General features: G+C 68.9%; 15 protein-coding genes. 9 read left to right on the top strand and 6 right to left on the bottom strand.

Going from position 1 to position 21,048, the window contains the following annotated elements:
* Positions 1-21 precede the first annotated feature (21 nt).
* From ACQ4WR_RS17925 to ACQ4WR_RS17915, 3 genes are all read left to right on the top strand, one after another.
* A complete protein-coding gene (locus tag ACQ4WR_RS17925; protein ID WP_436488912.1) occupies positions 22-630 on the top strand; it encodes a flavoprotein in 609 nt (202 codons plus the stop codon).
* A gap of 30 nt (positions 631-660) precedes the next feature.
* A complete protein-coding gene (locus ACQ4WR_RS17920; RefSeq protein WP_102298746.1) occupies positions 661-1,353 on the top strand; it encodes a glutathione S-transferase family protein in 693 nt (230 codons plus the stop codon).
* Positions 1,354-1,415: 62 nt separating this feature from the next.
* Positions 1,416-2,543, top strand: a complete 1,128-nt coding sequence (locus ACQ4WR_RS17915) for an acyl-CoA dehydrogenase family protein (protein WP_436488910.1) — start codon at positions 1,416-1,418, stop codon at positions 2,541-2,543.
* A gap of 43 nt (positions 2,544-2,586) precedes the next feature.
* Here ACQ4WR_RS17915 and ACQ4WR_RS17910 read toward each other — a convergent pair whose 3' ends face one another.
* From ACQ4WR_RS17910 to ACQ4WR_RS17900, 3 genes are all read right to left on the bottom strand, one after another.
* A complete protein-coding gene (locus ACQ4WR_RS17910) occupies positions 2,587-3,474 on the bottom strand; it encodes a LysR family transcriptional regulator (RefSeq protein WP_102298750.1) in 888 nt (295 codons plus the stop codon).
* 242 nt (positions 3,475-3,716) lie between these two features.
* Entirely contained in the window at positions 3,717-5,111 is a 1,395-nt protein-coding gene (locus tag ACQ4WR_RS17905) for an SLC13 family permease (protein ID WP_436489253.1), read from the bottom strand.
* Positions 5,112-5,187: 76 nt separating this feature from the next.
* Positions 5,188-8,727, bottom strand: coding sequence for an indolepyruvate ferredoxin oxidoreductase family protein (locus ACQ4WR_RS17900; protein WP_436489251.1), 3,540 nt, complete (start codon positions 8,725-8,727; stop codon positions 5,188-5,190).
* Positions 8,728-9,156: 429 nt separating this feature from the next.
* On the opposite strand from ACQ4WR_RS17900, the gene gshA reads away from it, so the two are divergent.
* The 5 genes from gshA to ACQ4WR_RS17875 all read left to right on the top strand — a co-directional run bounded on the left by gshA (position 9,157) and on the right by ACQ4WR_RS17875 (position 14,473).
* Positions 9,157-10,785 (top strand): glutamate--cysteine ligase, encoded by a 1,629-nt coding sequence (gene gshA / locus ACQ4WR_RS17895; RefSeq protein WP_436488908.1) that lies wholly within the window; start codon positions 9,157-9,159, stop codon positions 10,783-10,785.
* A 32-nt stretch (positions 10,786-10,817) separates the two neighbouring features.
* Positions 10,818-11,213, top strand: a complete 396-nt coding sequence (gene gloA, locus ACQ4WR_RS17890; protein ID WP_102299658.1) for a lactoylglutathione lyase — start codon at positions 10,818-10,820, stop codon at positions 11,211-11,213.
* Positions 11,214-11,296: 83 nt separating this feature from the next.
* Positions 11,297-12,814: a BufA1 family periplasmic bufferin-type metallophore gene (bufA1, locus tag ACQ4WR_RS17885; RefSeq protein WP_436488906.1), complete on the top strand. Its 1,518-nt coding sequence runs from the start codon at positions 11,297-11,299 to the stop codon at positions 12,812-12,814.
* A 14-nt stretch (positions 12,815-12,828) separates the two neighbouring features.
* Positions 12,829-13,674: an MNIO family bufferin maturase gene (bufB, locus tag ACQ4WR_RS17880; protein ID WP_436488904.1), complete on the top strand. Its 846-nt coding sequence runs from the start codon at positions 12,829-12,831 to the stop codon at positions 13,672-13,674.
* Positions 13,664-14,473, top strand: a complete 810-nt coding sequence (locus ACQ4WR_RS17875; RefSeq protein WP_436488903.1) for an HvfC/BufC family peptide modification chaperone — start codon at positions 13,664-13,666, stop codon at positions 14,471-14,473. Before bufB ends, ACQ4WR_RS17875 begins: the two co-directional genes overlap by 11 nt.
* A gap of 219 nt (positions 14,474-14,692) precedes the next feature.
* On the opposite strand, the gene ACQ4WR_RS17870 is transcribed toward ACQ4WR_RS17875, so the two are convergent.
* Positions 14,693-15,487: a class I SAM-dependent methyltransferase gene (locus tag ACQ4WR_RS17870; protein ID WP_436488901.1), complete on the bottom strand. Its 795-nt coding sequence runs from the start codon at positions 15,485-15,487 to the stop codon at positions 14,693-14,695.
* A gap of 46 nt (positions 15,488-15,533) precedes the next feature.
* On the opposite strand from ACQ4WR_RS17870, the gene ACQ4WR_RS17865 reads away from it, so the two are divergent.
* Positions 15,534-16,439: a LysR family transcriptional regulator gene (locus ACQ4WR_RS17865; RefSeq protein WP_102299625.1), complete on the top strand. Its 906-nt coding sequence runs from the start codon at positions 15,534-15,536 to the stop codon at positions 16,437-16,439.
* Between the two features lie 19 nt (positions 16,440-16,458).
* Here ACQ4WR_RS17865 and ACQ4WR_RS17860 read toward each other — a convergent pair whose 3' ends face one another.
* Positions 16,459-17,907: an efflux transporter outer membrane subunit gene (locus ACQ4WR_RS17860; protein ID WP_436488899.1), complete on the bottom strand. Its 1,449-nt coding sequence runs from the start codon at positions 17,905-17,907 to the stop codon at positions 16,459-16,461.
* Positions 17,904-21,044 carry an efflux RND transporter permease subunit gene (locus ACQ4WR_RS17855; RefSeq protein WP_436488897.1) on the bottom strand — a complete coding sequence of 1,047 codons (3,141 nt, stop codon included), beginning with the start codon at positions 21,042-21,044 and terminating at the stop codon, positions 17,904-17,906. Before ACQ4WR_RS17855 ends, ACQ4WR_RS17860 begins: the two co-directional genes overlap by 4 nt.
* Positions 21,045-21,048: the final 4 nt, after the last annotated feature.

Genomic DNA, 21,048 nt, shown 5'->3' with positions numbered 1-21,048 from the left:
CCACCACCTGGACCTCACACCATGGAAACGCCAGTCAAAAAACACAAGCCGCGCATCCTCATCGGCGTCACGGGCTCGCTCGATTCGACCCTGCTGCCGAACTACCTGCGCATCATCAAGGACCATCTCGATTGCGAACTGAGCGTGCTGATGACGCCCAACGCCACCAACTTCCTCAAGCCGGAATCGATCGCGCTGTATGTCGACCGCGTCATCAGCGGCGAACGGCCACAGGATTGGCCGACCGACAAGCCGGGCCGCCTGGCCGCCGAGCATGACCTGCTGCTGGTGCTGCCCGCCACCGCGAATACCCTGGCGGCCGTGGCGAACGGCTTTTCCGGCAACCGCCTGACCACCGTGATCCTGGCCGCCACCTTCCCCGTGCTGCTGTTTCCTGTGATGGGCGGGCCGATGCTGGCCAAGCCGGCCGTGCAGCGCAACCTGGCACAGCTGCGCGAGGACGGCTACATCATCATCGAACCCGTGTGGCGCGACCATTTCGATCCGCTGCTCGAGCGCATGCATGGCCACCATTCGCTGCCCAGCCCCGAGCAAGTGCTGGCGCTGCTGCGCGAACGCTTCCCCGCCAGCGGCATACAGCGCCTGGCGCTGACCGGCGCCGCGGCCTGACCTTCCACGCCAACCTGAGAGAACCGCATCATGTCCATCATCCTGTACAGCCTGTGCGCCGCCGACCGGCGCCGGCATTATTCGCCCCATGTGTGGAAAATCATCATGGCACTCAAGCACAAGGAACTGCAGGCCGAGGTGCGGCCCGTCTCTTTCGCCGAAATCGCCGGCATCGAGGACGGCAGCTACAAGAGCGTGCCGGTGCTGAACGACAATGGCCACATCGAGGGCGACAGCTTTGAAATCGCCGTGCACCTGGAGCGCGCCTATCCAGACAGGCCAAGCCTGTTCGGCGGCCCCGGCGGCCAGGCCATGGCCCGCTTTGTCGAAAGCTTCAGCCAGACTGTCATCCATCCGCCCGTCTCGGCCATCGCCGCCATGGACATGCATGCGCTGATGTCGCCGGCGGACCAGGCGTACTTCCGCGCGGCGCGCGAGAAGCGCTTCGGCAAGACCTTGGAAGAGGCTGCTGCCACGCGCCACATCGAACTGGCGGCGCTGCCGGAAAAATTCGCGCCGCTGCGCAGCGTGCTGGCAAAACAGCGCTGGCTGGGCGGTGCGCAGCCCCTGTTTGCCGACTACATCCTGTTCGGCGTGCTGCAGTGGGCGCGCATCACCGTGCCGGCGCCCTTGCTGCCGGCCGACGATCCCGTCAGCACCTGGTTCGAGCGCTGCCTCGACCTGCACGGCGCCATCGGCCGCTCCGTCGTCCTGTCGGACTGACGGCTTGCTTGCCAGGGCCGCCCGCGCGGCCCTGTTCCCCTCACTGAATGACAAGGCTAACCATGATGTTTACACCGCAACAGGGCGAGATACGCCAGCGCTATGCCGGCATCGGCAGCGAGATTGCCGCCGGCGCCGCCGCGCGCGCAGAAGGTTTTGATTTTGACGGATGGCTGCGCCTGCGCGACGCCGGCCTGTGGCGCATGATCGTGCCCGGCAGCGATCACGCGACGGGCGACTGGTGGAATTTCACCGCCGCCCTCGACGGCCTGTCGTCGACCATCGGCGCGCCGGAACTGCTGCTGTCGGTCATCGCCCAGGCCGGCATGGTGCGGGGCCTGGCGCGGCACGGCACGGAAGCGCAGCGCGACCGCTATTTCGGCGCCATCCTGCGCGGCGAGGTCAGCGCCACCGGCATTGCCGAGCCGGGCACGGGCACGGACGTGCGCAGCATCCAGAGCACCCTGCGCGCCACGGCCGACGGCTATGTGCTCAATGGCGGCAAATACAATATCGCGCACGCACCGATCATGGATTTCGCCCTGATCGTCTGCCGCCTGGCGGACAAGGAAGAGCACAACATCGCGCTGGCGCTGCTCGACCGCGGCACGCCTGGTCTGCGCGCCGGCCAGGTGGACGACAAGCTGGGCAACCGCAACCTGCCCACCGGCGCCCTGCATTTCGAGGATGTCGCGGTGCGCCCGTCGCAGCTGCTGGGCGCACCCGGGCGCGGCCTGGCCACCCTGATCGACACCATTTCGCTGGGACGCCTGTACTACGGCCTGGCGGCGGCCAACCTGATCGCGCCCTACCTGGACGAGGCGATGCGCTACGCGGCCAGCCGCAGCAGCTTCAATAGCAGCATCGACAACCACCAGTATGTGCAGCGGCGCCTGGTCGATATCCGCATCGGCATGGAACGTTCGCGCTGGCTGGCGTTTGGCGCGCTGTCGCAATTGCTGGCAGGCCAGCGCGAAGGCTTGATGAGCTGCTCCATTGCCAAGCTGGTGGGATCCGAAGACTTGATCAACAGCGCCACCAGCCTGGTCAAGCTGTACGGCAGCCTGGGCTACCACAATGGCAGGGTGGCCGAGCTGATGAAAAACGCCCTGGCTTTCGCCAGCGTGGGCGGCACGGAAGAAATGCACCGCAAAAACATCTTCAACCAGATGCAGCGCCTGGCTGGCTAGGTTTCCCCTGCTGGCTGCGGCACTGGCGTGGCATATTGGCGGTTCAGGCGGCCAATATGCCCGATTCGCTCAACGCATCATTGATCGCCTCGAACATCGGCTCGCTGGCGCGCGAAGCCAGGTGCGCAAACAGATTGCGCACGGAAGACTGGGCCACGCACAGGATGTCGATCTCGCCGAGGCGCTGCGCTTCCATCGCCGTGTCGCCATGCAGCAGACCGACGCCGAGGCGCTCGGCCAGCATCGAGCGCGTGACGCTTTCGCGGTCGATGCTGATGATGCGGCGCGGGCGGAAATTGCGCGTCTTGAACAGGTGTTCGGCGGCGCCGCCGCAGCACAGGCTCGATGGCGCGAAAATCCACGGCAGCTCGGCCAGCGCATTCCAGTCCAGCGGCTGGGTGGTATCGAGCATGCCGGCGGGCGCCGCCACATACACAGGGAAACACGCCACTTCGATCGTCATCAGGTCGTCGTCGGGCGAGCGCGCCTCATTGTAGAAGCCGGCGTCCAGCGTGCCGCTGCGGATGCCGTTCAGGGTGCCGGTGGAGCTGCCGTGTTCCAGCGAGACTTCGACTTCCGGATGGTGCTCGGAAAAGCGCCGCACCAGCCGGCCGATCGCTTCGTTGTTGGACTGGCCGCCGACGCCGATGCGCAGCTTGCCGGCCAGGCGGCCCTTGATGTGGTTGGCCTCGTCCAGCAGTTCGCGGTGGATGTTGAGGGTGCGTTCGGCCTTGGCCAGGATGCGCTGGCCGCTGCTGGTCAGGCTCATGCCGCGCGCCGTGCGTTCAAACAAGGTGAGGCCGAGATAATCCTCCATCGCCTTGACATGGGCACTGACTGCGGGCTGGCTGAGGAACAGCCGTTCGGATGCGCGCGTAATGCTGCCCTCGCGCGCCACCGTGGCGAAGGTTTTCAGGTGATGGATTTCCATGAGGGGCGGGTCCACTAAGTTAAAAGATGAATGAAATTCCGGATATTCTTATTTGTTTTTCAACTATGCATTATATGTGATTTTAATAAGAATACCGCATTAACAATGCCTGCGAAATGGGTAATAATTTGTGACTTTTTCCTTCTCCTTTTCACCATAGTGGTGCGCGGCTGCCCTTGAAATAGCGTAAATTGTTACTTTTCGTGAGAAAGTGCCGGCGCGCCAACTGCCGCGCCACGGCGCTACAGCAGGCCCAGCACGTGCCACCACAGGAAGTCCAGCGGCGTGAGGATCAGCAGGCTGAGCACGAACAGGCTCAGGCAAAGCCGGGTGACGGCCGCCAGCGGCAGGCTGGCCGCCTGCATGGCGAAAATCAGCGGCGGCGCCTGGTAGGGCAGGCAGACATTCGAAAAGGCCAGCACCTGCGTCATCAGCACCGTCATCAGCGGCAGGCCCGTGACGGCCGCCAGGTCCTGCGCCAGCGGCGTCATCGTCGCCGGCACGCCGGCCAGGTTGGTCACCAGCGATACCACGGTCGAGATCAGCGTCAACACGGCGGCGTTCCACAGCGGCGTGTCGGCGGCGAAGCGCGCATGCCGGCTCAGGCCATGCACCACGGCTTCGCCCAGGCCGCTTTCCGAAATCACCGCGCCCAGGCCCATCACGCCGGCCACGAACAGCAGCGAGCCATAGTTGATTTCCTGGTTCAGGCATTTTTTCGACGTCAGGTCGGCGGCCGGCCACAGGCAGACCAGGGCGGCGGCCAGGCCGACCCAGGCCGGCGACACATGGTGCAGGCCATCCGTCATCCACAGGGCCAGGCAGATGCCCAGCACCACGGCCAGGCCCGTCTCCTGCGCCGACATGGGGCCTTGCCGCTGCGCCTGCGCGGCCGCGCGCACGGGGTCGGCGGCGGGAAACATCCACAGGATCAGCAGCACCAGCAGCACGGACTTGAGGATGCCCAGCACGGGGAAATGCAGCAGCAGGTAGTTGACATACGAAATCTGCACGCCATACAGATTGTCCGCCATGCCGGAGAGGATCATGTTCGGCGCGTTCGACGGCAGGATGGCGAAGGTCGGCAGGAAACTGGAAAAGCTGGCCGCCATCAGCATGCCCGTGCGGCCGTTGTGGCCCGCGCCATAGCCGATATGCTCGGCCACGGCCATGGTGATGGGAATGAGCAGCACCACGCGGCCCATGCCCGACGGCATGACAAAGGCCAGCGCCACGCTGAACAGCACGATGCCGGCGATGACGCCGGCGTAGCGCCGTCCCAGCATGCGCGACAGGATGGCCGCCGCGCGCTTGCCCAGGCCCGTATGGCCGATGGCCGCGCCCATCACGGCGCCGCTGAACAGCAGCCAGAAGGTGGTCGACTGCAGGCCGGAGAACACGCTTTGCGCGGGCGCCATCTTGCACAGCATGGCCACCAGGAAGAAGGCCAGCGCCGGCCAGTATTCGGGCACCAGGGCCGTGGCCCACATGCTGATGCAAAAAACCAGCAGCGCCACCACGCCGGCCATCGGGGCCGGCAGGTAGAGCGAGGCGGCCAGGCCGCTGACGATGGTCAGCGCGGCGACGGCGGCCAGCGCGCGCAGGCGCGCAGGGGGCAGGGGAAGGGCGAGGGACACGGACTTCAAGGCAGGACTCCTGGGCGCGGCGGCGCGGCAAGGCGCCGCGCCGCGTGGTGGTCAATGAAAAACATGGCTACTGGTAGCGCCGGATGGCGATGGTGCGGAAAGGCGGCTGGGCGGGCGGCACGGCGCCTGGGACAGCCGTACCGGCGGCGGCCGGCTGTTCCAGTGTCGCCAGCAGCGCCTGCGCGCGCTGTTCGGCCGCGTCGATGCTGGCCAGTTTCACATGGCCGTAGCCGCGGATGGCTTGCGGCAGTTCGGCCAGCGCCACGATGGATGCCAGGTTGCCGGCGTTCAGGCGCGGCAGCAGGGTGTCCAGGCGCGCCGTGTAGTCGCTGATCAGCTGGCGCTCGCGGCGCCGTTCCGCGCTGTAGCCAAACACGTCGAAGCGCGTGCCGCGCAGCCCCCTGGCCCTGGCCAGCAGCGCCAGCAGCTTGCCCATCCACGGGCCGAAGGCGCGCTTGCGCTTGCCCAGCAGCGGCGGCGCCATGTGGAAGGTGAGGGTCACGTCGCCCTCGAACTGCTGCCGCAGCTCGCGCTGGAAGTGGCCGTCCGAAAACAGCCGCGCCACCTCGTATTCATCCTTGTAGGCCAGCAGCTTGCTGTAGCCGCGCGCCACGGCCAGGGTCAGCACGGGCGGCGTATCGGCGCCGAAGACGGCGCTTTCTCGCTCGCGCACGCGCGCCACAAAGGCCTGAAAGCGTTCCGCCAGCGCCCTATTCTGGTAGCGCGCCAGCATGGCGCTGCGCTCCGCCACCAGCGCGCCCAGGCTGGCGTCCTGCGCGGCCGGGGCCGGGCCGGACGTCACATCCTGCAGCAGGGGCGCACCGCAGGCGGCCAGGCGGCCGGCGGCGAAGGCCGTCTTGTTGGCCTCGACGGCCACGCCATTCAGTTCGATGGCCCGTTCCAGCGCCGCCAGGCCGACGGGGATCAGCCCGCGCTGCCAGGCAAAGCCCATCAGCAGTATATTGGCCATGATGGTGTCGCCCATCAGCTGGCGCGCCAGCACCTGGCCGTTGCATTCGGCGATGTGTTCCATGCCGACGGCGTGGCGCAGCTTGTCCATCAGGGCGCCCGCATGCTGCGGCGCGTCCGGATCGCGCACCATGGCGGCGGTGGGAAACTGGTGCGTGTTGGCGACCACGCGCGTGTGGCCGTGGCGCAGGGTTTGCAGCGCGTCGGCGCTGGCGCCCACCACCATGTCGCAGGCCAGCATGGCATCGGTCTGGCCGATGTCGATGCGCGCCTGGTGCAGGTCCTCGCCGGCCAGGGCCAGGCGCACGAAGGACAGCACGGCGCCGCCTTTTTGCGCAAAGCCCATGAAGTCGAGCACCGACGCCTGCTTGCCTTCCAGGTGCGCCGCCATGGAGACCAGCGCGCCCACCGTCACCACGCCCGTGCCGCCGACGCCCGTCACCAGCAGGTTGAAGGGGCCGTGCCAGGCGTGCGGCGCGGGCAGGGGCAGGGCGGCGGCGGCGCGGCGCAGCGCTTGCGGGTCGATGGCGGCGTCGGCCGCCTTGCGCAAGGCGCCGCCGCGCACGGAGACGAAGCTGGGACAAAAGCCGTTGGCGCAGGAATAATCCTTGTTGCACGACGACTGGTCGATGGCGCGCTTGCGGCCATAGCTGGTCTCCAGCGGCACGATGGACAGGCAGTTCGACTGCACGCCGCAGTCGCCGCAGCCTTCGCACACGGCGCTGTTGATGACCATGCGGCGCGGCGGATCGGCCAATTCCTTTTTCTTGCGGCGCCGGCGCAGTTCGGCCGCGCAGGTCTGGTCGTAAATCAGCACGGTGACGCCCTTGACGTCGCGCAGGCGGCGCTGCACCTGGTCGAGGTCCTCGCGCCCGTGGAAGGTGGCGGGCGGCGGGAAGCGGCCGTGCAGGCCCGCGTATTTTTCCGGCGCGTCGCTGACCACGGCGATGGCCTTGGCGCCTTCTGCATGCACTTGCCAGGCGATGGCGTCAACCGTCAGGCTGCCGTCGATGGGCTGGCCGCCCGTCATGGCCACCGCGTCGTTGTATAGAATCTTGTAGGTGATGTTGGCGCGCCCGGCGATGGCCTGGCGGATGGCCAGGAAGCCCGAGTGGAAATACGTGCCGTCGCCCAGGTTCTGGAATACGTGCGGGGTGGCGCTGAACATGGAGTGGGCCACCCAGTCGACGCCTTCACCGCCCATCTGTATCAGGCCCGTGGTGTCGCGGTCCATCCACGACGCCATGAAATGGCAGCCGATGCCGGCCTGCGCGCGCGAACCCTGCGGCACCTTGGTGGAACTGTTGTGCGGGCAGCCGGAACAGAAGTAGGGCAGGCGGCGCACGCCGTCGGCCGCATTCGCCAGCAGCGCGGCAGGCGCGAAGCCGGGCAGCAGGCTGCGGCGGTCGAGCGCCGGCTTGTGGTGCGCCAGCCATTGCGCCAGCACGCCGGCGATGCGCGACGGGCGCAGCTCGCCCTGTGCCGGCAGCAGCGGCGCGCCGTCCGCATCGAGCTTGCCCAGCACCAGCGGGCGCGCGCTGTCCGGCAGGTTATAGAACAGGGTGCGGATCTGCTGTTCCACCACCGGCCCCTTTTCCTCGATGACGAGGATTTCCCGCAAGCCCGCCTTGAACTGCGCCAGGCGCTGCGCTTCCAGCGGAAAGCTCAGGCCCACCTTGTACAGGCGCACGCCGGCGCGCTCCAGCACATCGAGGCTCAAGCCCAGGCGCCGCAGCACTTCCAGCACGTCCAGGTGCGCCTTGCCGCAGGTGACGATGCCGATATCGGCTTGCGGGCTGGGGCATAGCAGGCGGTCGATGCTGTTGGCGCGCGCGAACGCGTGCACGGCGGCCAGCTTGTGCGCGTGGCGCGTCTCGATGGGCAGGCCGGGCAGGTCGGGCCAGCGGTAATGCAGGCCGCCAGCCGGCGCGCTGTAGTCGGCCGGCTGGTCGAAGCGCGTGTGCAGGGCGTCCAGGTCGACCGTGGCGCCGCTTTCCACCGTTTCGGAAATGGCCTTGAAGCCCACCCACATGCCGGAAAAGCGCGACAGCGCCCAGCCGTACAAGCCGAATTCCAGGTATTCGGCGATGCTGGCCGGATTGACGATGGGCATGCTCCACGCCTGCATGGCGAAATCGCTCTGGTGCGGCATCGACGAGGAAACGCAGCCGTGGTCGTCGCCGGCCACCACCAGCACGCCGCCGTGCGGCGAGGAGCCATACACATTGCCATGCTTGAGCGCATCGCCGGCCCGGTCCACGCCCGGTCCCTTGCCGTACCAGAGCGCAAATACGCCCTCGGCCGTGCGCTGCGGATCGGTCTCGACCTGCTGGCTGCCCAGCACGGCGGTGGCGGCCAGCTCTTCGTTGATGGCAGGCAGGAAGCGGATCTGCTGCGCTTCCAGCAGGGTGCGCGCGCGCCACAGGGCCTGGTCGTAGCCGCCCAGCGGCGAACCGCGGTAGCCGCTGATGAAACCGGCCGTGTTCAAGCCGCGCTCGCGGTCCAGCCAGCGCTGCATCAGCGGCAGGCGCACCAGGGCCTGGGTGCCGGTGAGAAAAACGCTGCCGCCGCGTGCCTGCAGGTTGTCTTCCAGCGCATACGTGCTCAGGCGTACAACGCCAGGGTCGGCCGCGACCATCTTGTCCATCACTTTCACCTGTGTTCTCCCATCGCCTTGTCGGCTTCCTAGTTGGCTTGCATGCCGCATGCACGCATGCATGCGTCGTGAGCACGCGGCCATGTCGGCGCGCCGGATACGGAGGAAGGGGCGCGCCGGCGCTGCGATGCCGGCGCAACCAAACTTTTCCGTCTATTGATATTCGTTTATCAAGATAAGGGCCATGGCGGGACGGCGCAATTCGCAAATCCTGAGTGCAGCACTCACTAACGCTGATGCGAACGCCGGCGCCCGGCGCAGGCCCCGCAAATCCAGACGCCTGGCCCCTGGCATCAGTGTTTCTGATCGCCGTACTCAGGATTTGCGAGTTGTGTGGCGCGGGGTTTGGGGCTTATCGTCGGCGTCGAGATGGAAAGCCGAACGATACTTTTTTGTAAAGGTAGCACAGCTATGAGTTCACTATTGACGCGCCGTATGGCGCTGCTGGCCAACGCGGACGGACGTGCGCTGCTGGCCCGGGGATTGCGCGGCATCGAACGCGAAGCGCTGCGCGTGGACAGCCGCGGCCACCTGGCCGCCACCGCGCATCCGCTGGCGCTGGGCGCGGCCCTGACCCATCCCACCATCACCACCGATTACGCGGAAGCGCTGATCGAGCTGATCACGCCGCCCGAGCAGGACACGGCCGCCATGCTCGATGGCTACGACGCCTTGCACCGCTTCGTCTTCAGTGGCCTGGGCGACGAAATGCTGTGGAGTCATTCGATGCCGTGCCGGCTGCCCGCCGACCCGGACATCCCGATCGCCTGGTATGGCAGCTCGCACATCGGCATGCTCAAGCATGTCTACCGGCGCGGCCTGGCGCTGCGCTATGGCAAGAGCATGCAGTGCATCGCCGGCATCCACTACAACTACTCGCTGCCGCCCGAATGGTGGCAGCGCCTGCGCGCGGACGAGGGCGACGGCGGCACGGCGATGCAGTTTCAGTCGGAAAGCTATGTCGCCCTGATCCGCAACTTCCGCCGCTACGGCTGGCTGCTGATGTACCTGTTCGGCGCCGCGCCGGCGCTGGCGGCGCATTTTCCGGGGCGCGGCGACTTCCCGCTGGAGCAGCTGTCGGCCGATACCGTGTACCTGCCGTACGCCACCAGCCTGCGCATGAGCGACATGGGCTACCAGAACGATGCCCAGGCCGGCCTGACGCCCGACTACAACACGCTCGACAGCTATATCACCAGCCTGGCGGCGGCGATGAACCACCCGTACCTGCCGTATGTCGAGCTGGGCACGCGGCGCGAGGGCCAGTGGGTGCAGATCAACACCAACCGCCTGCAGATCGAGAACGAATACTACTCGGCGATCCGCCCCAAGCGCGTGGCGCACAGCGGCGAGCGCCCGCTGCATGCGCTGGCCCAGCGCGGCGTGCAGTACGTGGAAGTGCGCTGCCTCGATGTCGACCCGTTCGAGCCGCTGGGCATCGGCGCGCCGACCTGCCACTTCCTCGACGCCTTCCTGCTGTTTTGCGCGTTGCAGGACAGCCCGCTCACCGGCAATGCGGAAAGCCGCGAGAACACCGAGAATTTCGCCCGCACCGTCAAGGAAGGACGCCGTCCCGGCCTGCTGCTGGAACGCCACGGCGAACAAATCACCCTGCAAGCCTGGGCCGGCGAACTGCTCGAACGCATCGCCCCCATGGCCGCGCTGCTGGACCAGGCGCGCGGCGGCGACGATTGCGCCACGGCGCTGGCGGCGCAGCGCGCCAAACTGGCGGACGTGGCGCTGACGCCCTCGGCGCGCGTGCTGGCGGCGATCCGCGCCGAGCAGGGCAGCTTTGACGCGTTCGCCCTGCGCCAGAGCGCGGCCCACGCGGCGCATTTTCGCGGCCGTCCGCTCGATGCGGCGGCGCTGGCGCGCTTCACGGCGCAGGCCGATGCCTCGCTAGCCGAGCAGGAAAGGGTGGAGCGCGCCGACAGCGGCGATTTTGGCCAGTTCGTGCAGCGCTACCAGGCTGGCGCCCGCTACCTGCCCGTGCCGGACGAACCATCGGCCCCTGCCATTGTCCAGCAACGCGTGGCCTGACCCTTGTTCCCATTTGACGGAGCCATCACACCATGCGCATATTGCATTCCATGCTGCGCGTCGCCGACCTCGACGCCGCCCTGCATTTTTACCGCGACGCCCTGGGCATGACCTTGCAGCGGCGCCACGACTATCCGGACGCGCGCTTTACGCGCGCCATCGTTGCCTATGGCGAGACGCCCGCGCACGCCGCCATCGAACTGACGCATAACTGGGACCGGCAAGCCTATACCCATGGCGACGCCTATGGCTACCTGGCCGTGGCCGTCGACGATGCGGCCAGCGTGTGCGCCAAAGTGCGCGCGCATGGCGGCACCGTCACGCGCGAAGCGGGGCCGATGAAACATGGCAGCAATATCATCGCTTTCGTGCAGGACCCGGACGGCTACCGCATCGAACTGATCGAAGCGAGCGCCCACTATGACTGATCGCCAGTTCAACGAACACTGACACGGCATGGCAGGCGCGCCGCTGGCGGCGCCTGCCGGCATTTTGAAAAGGAAGCCACCGCATGGTGCATGTATCAACGACAAGCAAGGCCGCGACGCCGGCAATGCCAACGCCGGCGCCGCAGCCGCAGAACCGGCAGGCGCTGGTGCAGGCCGCCGTGGCCGCCGCCTGCGCACTGGCCGTGGCCATTCCCGCGCCGGCCCAGGCGCCGGAGAAAAAGGCCGCCGCCAAGAGCGAAATCTGCTATGGCGTGGCCAAGGCGGGGCAGAATGAATGCGCGAATACCACCTGCTTCCATTTGTGCTCGGGCATGGCCACCGTCGACCGCGACCCTGGCGAATGGATGACCGTGCCGGCCGGCACCTGCACGGCGCTGGGCGGCAAGGTGGAAGCGGCGCCGCTGGCCTGCCCGGGAGCGGCGCCCGCCAGGACGGGACCGCCGGCCGATGTAGCGGCGGGCGAGGCGCTGTACCACGAGGGCGACGCTGCCCGCGCGCTGCCGGCGTGCGCCGCCTGCCACGGCCCGAAGGGCAATGCGGCCGTCGCCGATTATCCGAAGCTGGCCGGGCAGAACCTGGCCTACCTGGACAGCCAGCTGCGCGCCTTCCGTTCGCATGCGCGCGTCAGCCCCTTGATGAACACGGCCGTGGCGCCCCTGACGGATGGCGACATCGCCAACCTGTCCGCCTATCTGTCGCGGCAAAAGCTCGATGCCATCGATCCGGCCCTGACCACCCCCGTGGTCGCCGGCAAGTCCTTCCGCGATTGCGACGGCGCGTGCCCGGAAATGGTGCCGCTGCCGGCCGGGCGCTTCCTCATGGGATCGCCACCGGGCGAGAGCGGGCGTTTCGGCAATGAAGGCCAGCATCCGGTCGAAATCCTGCAGCCGTTTGCCATCGGTCGCTTCAGCCTGACGTTCGCGCAGTTCGACGCCTGCGTGCAGGATGGCGGTTGCGACGCCTACCGGCCATCGGACGAAGGCTGGGGACGCGGCACGCGGCCGGCCGTCAACGTCAGCTGGAACGATGCGCAAAGCTATCTGCGCTGGCTGTCGAAGAAGAGCGGCGCGCGCTACCGCCTGCCCACCGAGGCCGAGTGGGAATATGCGGCGCGCGCCGGCACCGTCACGGCGCGCTGGTGGGGCGAGGACATCACGCGCGGCGACGCCAAGTACGGCCCCGACGACTGCCCGCAGCAGAAGCATTGCGGCGGCGTCGTTTCCGGTTCGGGCAACTGGCCCACGACGGCGCCGGTGGGCAGCTACGCGCCGAATCCGGCAGGGCTGTACGATGTGCTGGGCAATGTGTGGCAGTGGACCGCCGATTGCTGGCACAGCGACTACGAGGGCGCGCCGAAAGATAGCCGCGTGTGGGAAGAGCCGGGCTGCAAGAAGCGCGTGGCGCGCGGCGCCTCCTGGACCGATACGCCGAACTTCGTGCGCGCGGCCACTCGCCTGGGCCTGGGCGCGGAAGGGCGGCGCGGCTGGATCGGCCTGCGCGTGGTGCGCGAGCTCGATGCGGCGCCCGGCACGGCCGCCAAGGCCGGTGCGGCGCCGGCGGGCGCGCGCGGCTTGCCCTGATGCGCGAGCAGGCGATGGCCGCGCCCCCGGTGGGCATCGGCCTGCGCGGCGCGCACTACCGCGACATGCTGGCGCGGCGCCCGCCCGTGGACTGGCTCGAAGTCCATAGCGAGAACTATCTGGCCGAAGGTGGCTGGGACCTGCATGTGCTGGAAACCCTGCGCGCCGATTATCCCGTCTCGCTGCATGGCGTGGGCATGGGCCTCGGTTCCGTGCACGGCTTTTCGCGCACGCACGTGGAACGCATCGCCCGCCTGGCCGCGCGCATCGAGCCGATGCTGGTGTCCGAGCACCTGTGCTGGGGCGCCACCGGCGCGGCGACGCTCAACGACTTGCTGCCGCTGCCGCTGAACGGCGCCAGCCTGGAACTGGTGTGCCAGCGCGTGGACCTGGTGCAGGAAGTGCTGCGCCGCCCGATCCTGCTGGAGAACGTCTCTACCTATTTGCGCTTTGCCGGCGACAGCTGGGGCGAGACGGATTTCCTCGCCTGCGTGGCGCGCCGCACCGGTTGCGGCGTGCTGCTGGACATCAACAACCTGTATGTCAATCAATGCAACCACGGTGAGGACGCGCTGGCCGCCATGGCGGCGCTGGCGCCCGGCATGGTGGGTGAACTGCACCTGGCCGGCCACTGCGACGATGGCGGCTTGCTGGTCGACCACCATGGCGCGTCCGTGGCCGCTCCCGTGTGGGAACTGTACCGCGCCGCCTTGCGCCGCTACGGCCCGCTGCCCACGCTGGTCGAATGGGATACCAACTTGCCGCCGCTGGCCACCTTGCTCGACGAAGTGGCCCGCGCGCGGGCGCTGGCCGGCGAGGCGCTGGCGCCGGCAGCCCTGGCGGCCTGCGATGACGCTTGAGGAACTGGCGCGCCTGCAGGCCGCGTTCGGCGCGCAGATCAGCGCGCGCACGCCCGATGCGGCCGCGCTGGCGCCGTGGCTGGGCCTTCATGCGCGCGGCGCCGGCGCCCTGGCGCGCTATGGCCAGGCGCTGCGCCAGCATCACGCGCGCGCGCTGGAACTCGTGTATCCGGTGCTGCGCGCGCTGGGCGGCGCGGCCTGGTTCCGCGCCATGGCGCATGCCTACGGCGATGCGCATCCGTCGCGCAGCGCCGACCTGGCCCATTTTGGCGCCAGCCTGCCCCTGTTCCTGGCCGCCTGGCGGCCGGCCGCCGCGCACGGCTATTTTGCCGATGTGGCGCGCCTGGAATGGCTGCTGCACCAGGCGCATGGCGCGCCCGATGCCGTGGCCCTGACCTTGCTGGACGTGCAGGCGGCCAAGGCGGGCCAGGTCGAGGCGTGGCGGCTGGCGCTGCATCCGGCGGCGGTGCTGTACCGCTCGCCCTGGCGCGCGGCGGCCATCTGGCTGGCGCATGAGGATTCGGGGCGGCACGCCATGCCGCCCGACGCCGAAGGCACGACGCTGGCGCTCGTGTACCGCAGCGGCTGGACGGCGCGGGTGCGCGAAATCGATGCGGCAGAAGCGGCGGCGCTGGCCGTGCTGGCTGGCGGGGCGGCCCTGGGCGATGCGCTGGCGGCGGCGCAGCAGGCGCATTTGCAGGACCAGGCTGCCGCGCCATTCGCGCCGGCGCCCTTGCTGCTGCGCTGGCTGGCCGATGGCGTGCTGATACGGACAGGCGAAGGCGGGCGCGCGTGCTGAAGCAAGGCGATTACAGGGGCCAGCCGCAGGTGCCCCAGCCGGTGGCGTCGAGCGGATAGGCGTCGGCCGGCGCGGAGGAGGTCCGCTCTTCGCCGGCGTCCCGCCCCTGTTCCCGCTCTTGTCCCCGCTCCTGTGAATGTTCCTGTTCTGTCTTTGGCTGCCGGACCTGCGCCGGGCTGTCCGGCGCGATGCAGCGCACGGCCCAGGAGAGCAGGCGCCTCAATTGGCGCTCCCTGACGCCGCCGCGCGGGCGCAGCCGGTGGCACCGTCAAGCTTGCGCGTGGCGCGCAGCAGCAGGCCGGCCGTGTCGCCGCTGCCGCAGCGGCCCGCCTTGTCGATGTGGAAGGCCGCGCCCAGCAAGGCCTGCACCTTGTCCAGGCGGTAGAGCAGTTCGGCATGCTGCGGCCCGCCGTGGCCATGCGCGAAGCTGTCCGCGTCATGCGCCAGCAGCAGGAAAGTGCCGCCGGGCGCCACGGCCCTGGCCGCGCGCGCCAGTATCGGCGTCAATTCCTGCTGCGGCAGGTGCAGATATGCCAGCAGCACCAGCTCAAACTGGCTGGCGCCGATGGCATAGTGGCGCAGGTCGGCCAGCACGAAGTCGATGCGCGCCTCGACCTGGCGCGCATGCGCCAGTTGCCGGCCCTTGTCGAGTCCCGCCTTGGCGAAATCGACGGCCCGCACCTGCCAGCCTTGCTGCGCCAGCCAGACCGCGTGGCGTCCGGTGCCGCTGGCCAGGTCGATCGCGTTGCCAGGTGCGAGGCCGGCCACTTCGACGGCCAGCAGCGCGCTGGCGTCGCACGGCGCGGCGCCATCCTCGCCGGCATGGCGGCGGTTCCAGTCGGCGCTGTCCATCGGCCGCAGCGGCATGCCTGGCAGCGCAAAACGCGGGCGCGCGGCAGGGCCGGCGGCAGGAGCAAGAATGGCTTGCATGTCGTTGTCGATCGAAGTGGCGATGCGTCCATCGTAGCGCCGCGCCAGGCGCGCCGGAAGGCGTGCCGCGCGCAATGTATCCATGCGTCTGACGCCATGGGCCGAGTAAATCATGCTAAGGTAAGAAACTATGTCGATACCCGATCTGAACCTGTTAATCACCCTCGATGTGCTGCTGGCGGAAGGCAGCGTCACGCGCGCCGCGCGGCGCTTGCGCCTGAGCCCATCGGCCATGAGCCGCGCCCTGGCGCGCCTGCGCGAGACGACCGGCGATCCGCTGCTGGTGCGCGCCGGCCGTGAACTGGTGCCCACGCCGCGCGCGCTGGAATTGCGCGAACGGGTGGGCCAGCTGGTGGGCGAGGCGCTGGCCGTGCTGGGCCCGGCCCAGCGCCTCGATCCGCGCCAGCTGGAGCAGACCTTCACGCTGCGTTCGAGCGATGGTTTCGTGGAAAATTTCGGTCCTGCGCTGCTCGCGCATATCGGCGCGCAGGCGCCCGGCGTGCGTTTGCGCTTCGTGCAAAAGGTCGACCGCGAAAGCGTGCAGCTGCGCGAGGGCAGCATCGATCTGGAGACGGGCGTGATCGGCAGTTTCACCAGCCCGGAAGTGCGCACACGCAGGCTGTTCGGCGACCGTTTCGTCGGTGTGGTGCGCAGCGGCCATGCGCTGGCGCAGGGCGAGATCAGCGCCGAGCGCTACGCGGCCGGCCAGCACGTGCTGGTGGCGCGGCGCGACCAGGATACGGGGCCGATGGATGACGCGCTGGCCGCGCTGGGACTGCAGCGCAGCATCGCCAGCATCGTCGGCGGCTTTACGGCGGCGCTGGCGCTGGCCGATGGCTCCGACCTGATCGCCACCGTGCCGGAACGGCACACGGGCAATCTGCGTGCCGGCATGTTCAGCTTTGCGCTGCCGTTGCGCATGCCGGACCTGACCGTGTCCCTGATGTGGCATCCGCGCATGGATGCCGACCCTGCCCACCGCTGGCTGCGCGGCTGCGTGGTCGACGCGTGCGCCAGCCAGGTCGGCGCCGCCTGACGCCGCCGGCGTCTGTCTTCTAGCGCTGCACCGGCCCGTCGAAGCCGCCCGCCATGGCCGTGTAGCCATGGGCCGTGGCGATGGCCACGTCGCGGTGCGCCGTCACCAGCTGCTCCTGCGTGGCCAGGGCGATGCGTTCCGCTTCGAGCACGCCCAGCAGGCTTTCCGCGCCTTCCTGGTAGCGCACCCTGGCCAGGCGCGCGCTTTCCTGCGCCAGCTGGTGCGCCTCGCGCAGTTCCGCATGGCGGCTGCGCAGCTGCACCCATTGCGCGATGGCGCTGTCGGTTTCTTCCAATGCCAGCGCCAGCGCCTTGTCGAAGCCGGCCTGCGCGGCCAGCACTTCGGCACCGGCCGCGCGCGCGCGGGCGCGGCGCGTGCCGCCATCGAACAGCGGCAGGGAAATGGCGGCGCCCGCGTGCCAGCGCGCCGCGTCGCCGCCGTTCCAGTCGCCCGCCACGCCCGAGGCGCCAAACAGCGCGCCCAGGCTGATGCGCGGGAAGCGCTCGGCGATGGCTGCGCCTTCGCGCGCGCTGGCCGCAGCCAGCGCGCGTTCGGCCGCGCGCACGTCGGGCCGGCGCAGCAGCAAATGGGCCGGCTCATCCGTCAGCAGGGTCTGTGGCAGCGCCAGCGGCATCGGCCGGTCGAGCGCCGCCAGTTCCGGCGCATCCAGGCGCTGCCCCGTGAGTGTCGCCAGGCGGTTGCGCGCCACGCGTTCCTCGGCATTCAGGCTGGGCAGGCGGGCGCTGGCCAGGCGCATCTGTGCTTCGGCGCGCATGCGTTCGGCCGGCGCCGCGCGGCCCGCGTTTTCGCGCTCGCGTACCAGCCGCAAGGTGCCGGACTGGTTCGACAATTGCTCCTGCAGGCTGGCGCGCATCTGCTGCGCGCCGCGCAGCACCAGGTAGGCATCCACCACTTGCGCCAGGATCAGGCGCCGCACGTCGTCGCGCACGGCGGCGCGCTCGTCCGCCGTGGCCTCGGCGGCGGCGATGCTGTGGCGCACGCGGCCAAACAGGTCAAGTTCCCAGCTGAAGACGGCGTTCCACTGCACCGGCGAGGCGATATGCGGCTGGCCGTCGCTGCTCTCGATGGCCGCCAGGCGCGCGCGCCCGGCCTGCGCATCGAGATCCAGCGCCGGCAGGCGGGCGCCGCGCGCCGCCTGCGCGTATTCGCTGGCGCTGGCCAGGCGCGCGGCGGCGATGCGCACATCGTAATTGTCTTGCCAGGCGCGCCTGACCAGTTGCTCCAGGCCCGCATCGCCCAGGTCCTGCCACCACAGCGCTGGCGGCGCGCCGGCCTGCAGTTCCGCCGCGCCGGCGGCCGAGGGCAGGGCCGGCAGCTGCGCCGTGTCGAGTGCCCGCGTCGCCGTGGGCGTGCCGACGCTGCAGCCGGCCAGGGCCAGCAGCGCCGCCGCCAGCAGCGGCGCGGCGCGGCGCGCGTTCACATTATTCATGCGGTGTGTGCGGCTCATGCGGCTTCTCCCAGCGCGACCGTGCGTGCGGCGGGCGCCGCGCGGCGCCTGCTCAGCAAGGTGAAAAACAACGGTGTAAACAACAGGCCCGACAAGGTCACGCCCAGCATGCCGGCAAAGACGGCCGTGCCCATCGACTGGCGCATTTCCGCGCCCGCGCCGGAAGACAGCATCAGCGGTATCGCGCCCAAGAGGAATGCCAGTGAGGTCATCAGGATCGGCCGCAGACGGGTGCGGGCGGCGGCGATGGCCGCTTCGCGCGCATCGGCGCCGGCCGCCATCGCCTGGCGCGCGAATTCCACGATCAGGATGGCATTCTTGGCCGCCAGGCCGATCAGCACCACAATGCTGATCTGCGTCAGCACGTTGTTGTCCATACCGCGCCACGACACGCCGACCAGCGTGGCCAGCACGCAGCTGGGCACGATCAGCACGACGGACAGGGGCAGCAGCCAGCTTTCAAACAAAGCCGCCAGCAGCAGGTAGACGAGCAGCACGGCCAGGCCCAGCACCATGCCGGTGCTGCCGCCCGCGTGTTTTTCCTGCAGTGCCAGTTCCGTCCACTCGTAGTCGAAGCCGGCCGGCAGGCGGGCCTTGAGCAGCTCTTCCATCGCGGCGATGGTTTGCCCCGTCGAATAGCCAGGCTTGGTGCTGCCCTGGATTTCGGCGGCCGGATACAGGTTGTAGCGCGGCACGCGGAACGGCGCCGTGCCTTCGCTGAAGGTGGCCACGCTGCCCAGCGGCACCATGTCGCCGTTGGCGGCGCGCGTTTTCAGCGCGGCCAGGTCGGCCACGCTGCGCCGGTAGGGCGCGTCCGCCTGGGCCGTGACGCGCCACACCCTGCCCATCAGGTTCATGTCGTTGACGAAGACGGGCGCCATGTAGCTTTGCAGGGTCTCGTTGACGCGCAGCAGCGGCACGCCCAGGTATTCCGCCTTGGTGCGGTCCAGTTCCACCTTGACCTGCGGGCTCATGGCGTTGAACGGCGTGAAAGCACCCATTACCGAGGGCAGCTTGGATGCCTCTTCGACGATGCCGCGCGCGGCCGCCTGCAAGGCTTGCGGTCCCAGGCCGCCCGTGTCGCGCAGCATCAGCTTGAAGCCGCCGCCCGTGCCGATGCCGGGCACGGAGGGCGGGGGTATCACCATCACGTGCGCCGCGCTGATGGGCGCCAGCCTGGCGCGCATGGCGCCCAGCATGGCCGGGCCGTCCAGGCCATCGCTGGCGCGCGCGCCGAAGTCCTTGAACATGGTGAAGATGACGGCCGTATTCGGCGCCGACGTAAACGTGGCGCCGTCGGTGCCGACAAAGGCGGCCGTGTGGGCCACGCCGGGGTGGCTCATCAGGCGTGCCGTGGCGTCCTGCACCACTTCGCTGGTGCGCGCCAGGGTCGAGCCGGCCGGCAGCTGGATCGAGACGATGGCGTAGCCGCGGTCCAGCTGCGGCACGAAACCGCGCGGCGTCACGTCCAGGCGCCACAGGGTCAGACCCGCCAGCAGCAGGTACACCGGCAGCATCAGCCAGCGCCGCGAGAGGATGCGCCCCGTCAGCCGCACGTAGCCGCCCGTCAGGCGGGAAAAGCCGCGGTTGAAGATGGTCATCCAGCGCGCGCCCAGGCTGCTGGCATCGTGCTGCGGCTTGAGCAGCAGCGCGGCCAGGGCCGGCGACAGTGTCAGCGAGACCAGCGCCGAGATGACGGTGGAGGCGGCGATGGTGACGGCGAACTGGCGGTAGAACATGCCGGAGATGCCGTCGATGAAGGCCGTCGGCACGAACACGGCCACCAGCACCAGCGCGATGGCGATCAGGGCGAAGCCCACCTCGTTCATGCTGCGCTGCGCCGCAGCGACGGGGCTCATGCCTTCCTCCATGTGGCGCTCGACGTTTTCCACCACCACGATGGCGTCATCGACGACGATGCCGATGGCCAGCACCAGGCCGAACAGCGACAGGGTATTCAGGGTGTAGCCCATCGCGGCGAGAACCGTGAAGGTGCCGACCAGGGACACGGGAATGGCCAGGATGGGAATGATGGCGGCGCGCCAGGAGCCGAGGAACAGCAGCATGGCCACGCAAACCAGCAGCGCGGCCTCGAAGATGGTGTCGCGCACCTTGTCGATCGAGAAGCGGATGAATTCGGTCGGATTGTAATACGCGTGGTAGGCCACGTCCTGCGGGAACTCGGCTTCCATTTTGGCCAGCTGCGCCAGCACGCGGTCGCCGGTGGCCAGCGCGTTCGAGCCGGGCAGCAGGCTGATGCCCAGCGCGATGGCCGTGCGGTTGTCGACGAAGCCGCTTTCCGTATAGTCCTGCGCGCCCATCTCGACGCGCGCCACGTCGCGCAGGCGCACCACGCCGCCGTCCGCATGGGCAGCCACGACGATCGCCTCGAATTCGGCCACATCGCGCAGGCGGCTTTGCGCCTGCACCTGCACCTGGTAGGCGCCGTCGCTGCCGCCCGGCGGCTGGTTCAGCACCCCGGCGGCGACCTGCGAGTTGGCTTGCCGCACGGCGGCGATGACTTCCGGCGCCGTCAGGCCCAGCGAGGCCACGCGTGCCGGGTCGAGCCAGATGCGCATCGAGAAGTCGCGCGCGCCGCGCGTGTAGATGTCGCCCACGCCTTCCACGCGGGCCAGCTTGTCCTTGACGGCGGTGCCGATGAAGTTGGAGATGTATTGCTGGTCGCGCGTGCCTTTGGGCGAATCGAACAGCACCACCATCAGCAGGTCGGGCGAAGCCTTCTTGACGGCCAGCCCCAGGCGCCGCACGGCTTCGGGCAGGCGCGCTTCGGCCACCGCCACGCGGTTCTGCACCAGCGACTGCGCCTGTTCGACGTTGGTGCCCGGCTTGAACACCACGCTGATGGTCAGCTTGCCGTCGCCCACCGATTGCGATGACATGTAGAGCATGCCGTCGACGCCGTTGATTTCCTGTTCGATCGGCGCGGCGACGGTATCGGCGATTTCCTGCGCCGAGGCGCCAGGATAGTTGGCCTTCACCGTCACCGTGGGCGGCACGATTTCGGGGAACTCCGAGATCGGCAGGCGCATGGCCGACACCGCGCCCACCAGGGTGATGAGGATGGACAGCACGATGGCAAACACGGGCCGGCGGATGAAAAATTGGGAGAAACGCATGGCC

The sequence above is a fragment of the Janthinobacterium amylolyticum genome, from assembly GCF_051380655.1.
Classification (GTDB): domain Bacteria; phylum Pseudomonadota; class Gammaproteobacteria; order Burkholderiales; family Burkholderiaceae_D; genus Janthinobacterium.
Note: the sequence above shows the minus strand (reverse complement) of the source record. Positions and strands in the feature narration are given on the sequence as shown.

Coding starts and splice junctions, on each gene's coding strand:
- ACQ4WR_RS17865 (WP_102299625.1), top strand. CDS start 15,534: ATGTCGATACCCGATCTGAACCTGTTAATCACCCTCGATGTGCTGCTG.
- gshA (WP_436488908.1), top strand. CDS start 9,157: ATGAGTTCACTATTGACGCGCCGTATGGCGCTGCTGGCCAACGCGGAC.
- ACQ4WR_RS17915 (WP_436488910.1), top strand. CDS start 1,416: ATGATGTTTACACCGCAACAGGGCGAGATACGCCAGCGCTATGCCGGC.
- ACQ4WR_RS17860 (WP_436488899.1), bottom strand. CDS start 17,907: ATGAGCCGCACACACCGCATGAATAATGTGAACGCGCGCCGCGCCGCG.
- ACQ4WR_RS17875 (WP_436488903.1), top strand. CDS start 13,664: ATGACGCTTGAGGAACTGGCGCGCCTGCAGGCCGCGTTCGGCGCGCAG.
- ACQ4WR_RS17925 (WP_436488912.1), top strand. CDS start 22: ATGGAAACGCCAGTCAAAAAACACAAGCCGCGCATCCTCATCGGCGTC.
- bufA1 (WP_436488906.1), top strand. CDS start 11,297: ATGGTGCATGTATCAACGACAAGCAAGGCCGCGACGCCGGCAATGCCA.
- ACQ4WR_RS17920 (WP_102298746.1), top strand. CDS start 661: ATGTCCATCATCCTGTACAGCCTGTGCGCCGCCGACCGGCGCCGGCAT.
- ACQ4WR_RS17870 (WP_436488901.1), bottom strand. CDS start 15,487: ATGGATACATTGCGCGCGGCACGCCTTCCGGCGCGCCTGGCGCGGCGC.
- bufB (WP_436488904.1), top strand. CDS start 12,829: ATGGCCGCGCCCCCGGTGGGCATCGGCCTGCGCGGCGCGCACTACCGC.
- ACQ4WR_RS17855 (WP_436488897.1), bottom strand. CDS start 21,044: ATGCGTTTCTCCCAATTTTTCATCCGCCGGCCCGTGTTTGCCATCGTG.
- ACQ4WR_RS17900 (WP_436489251.1), bottom strand. CDS start 8,727: ATGGTCGCGGCCGACCCTGGCGTTGTACGCCTGAGCACGTATGCGCTG.
- gloA (WP_102299658.1), top strand. CDS start 10,818: ATGCGCATATTGCATTCCATGCTGCGCGTCGCCGACCTCGACGCCGCC.
- ACQ4WR_RS17910 (WP_102298750.1), bottom strand. CDS start 3,474: ATGGAAATCCATCACCTGAAAACCTTCGCCACGGTGGCGCGCGAGGGC.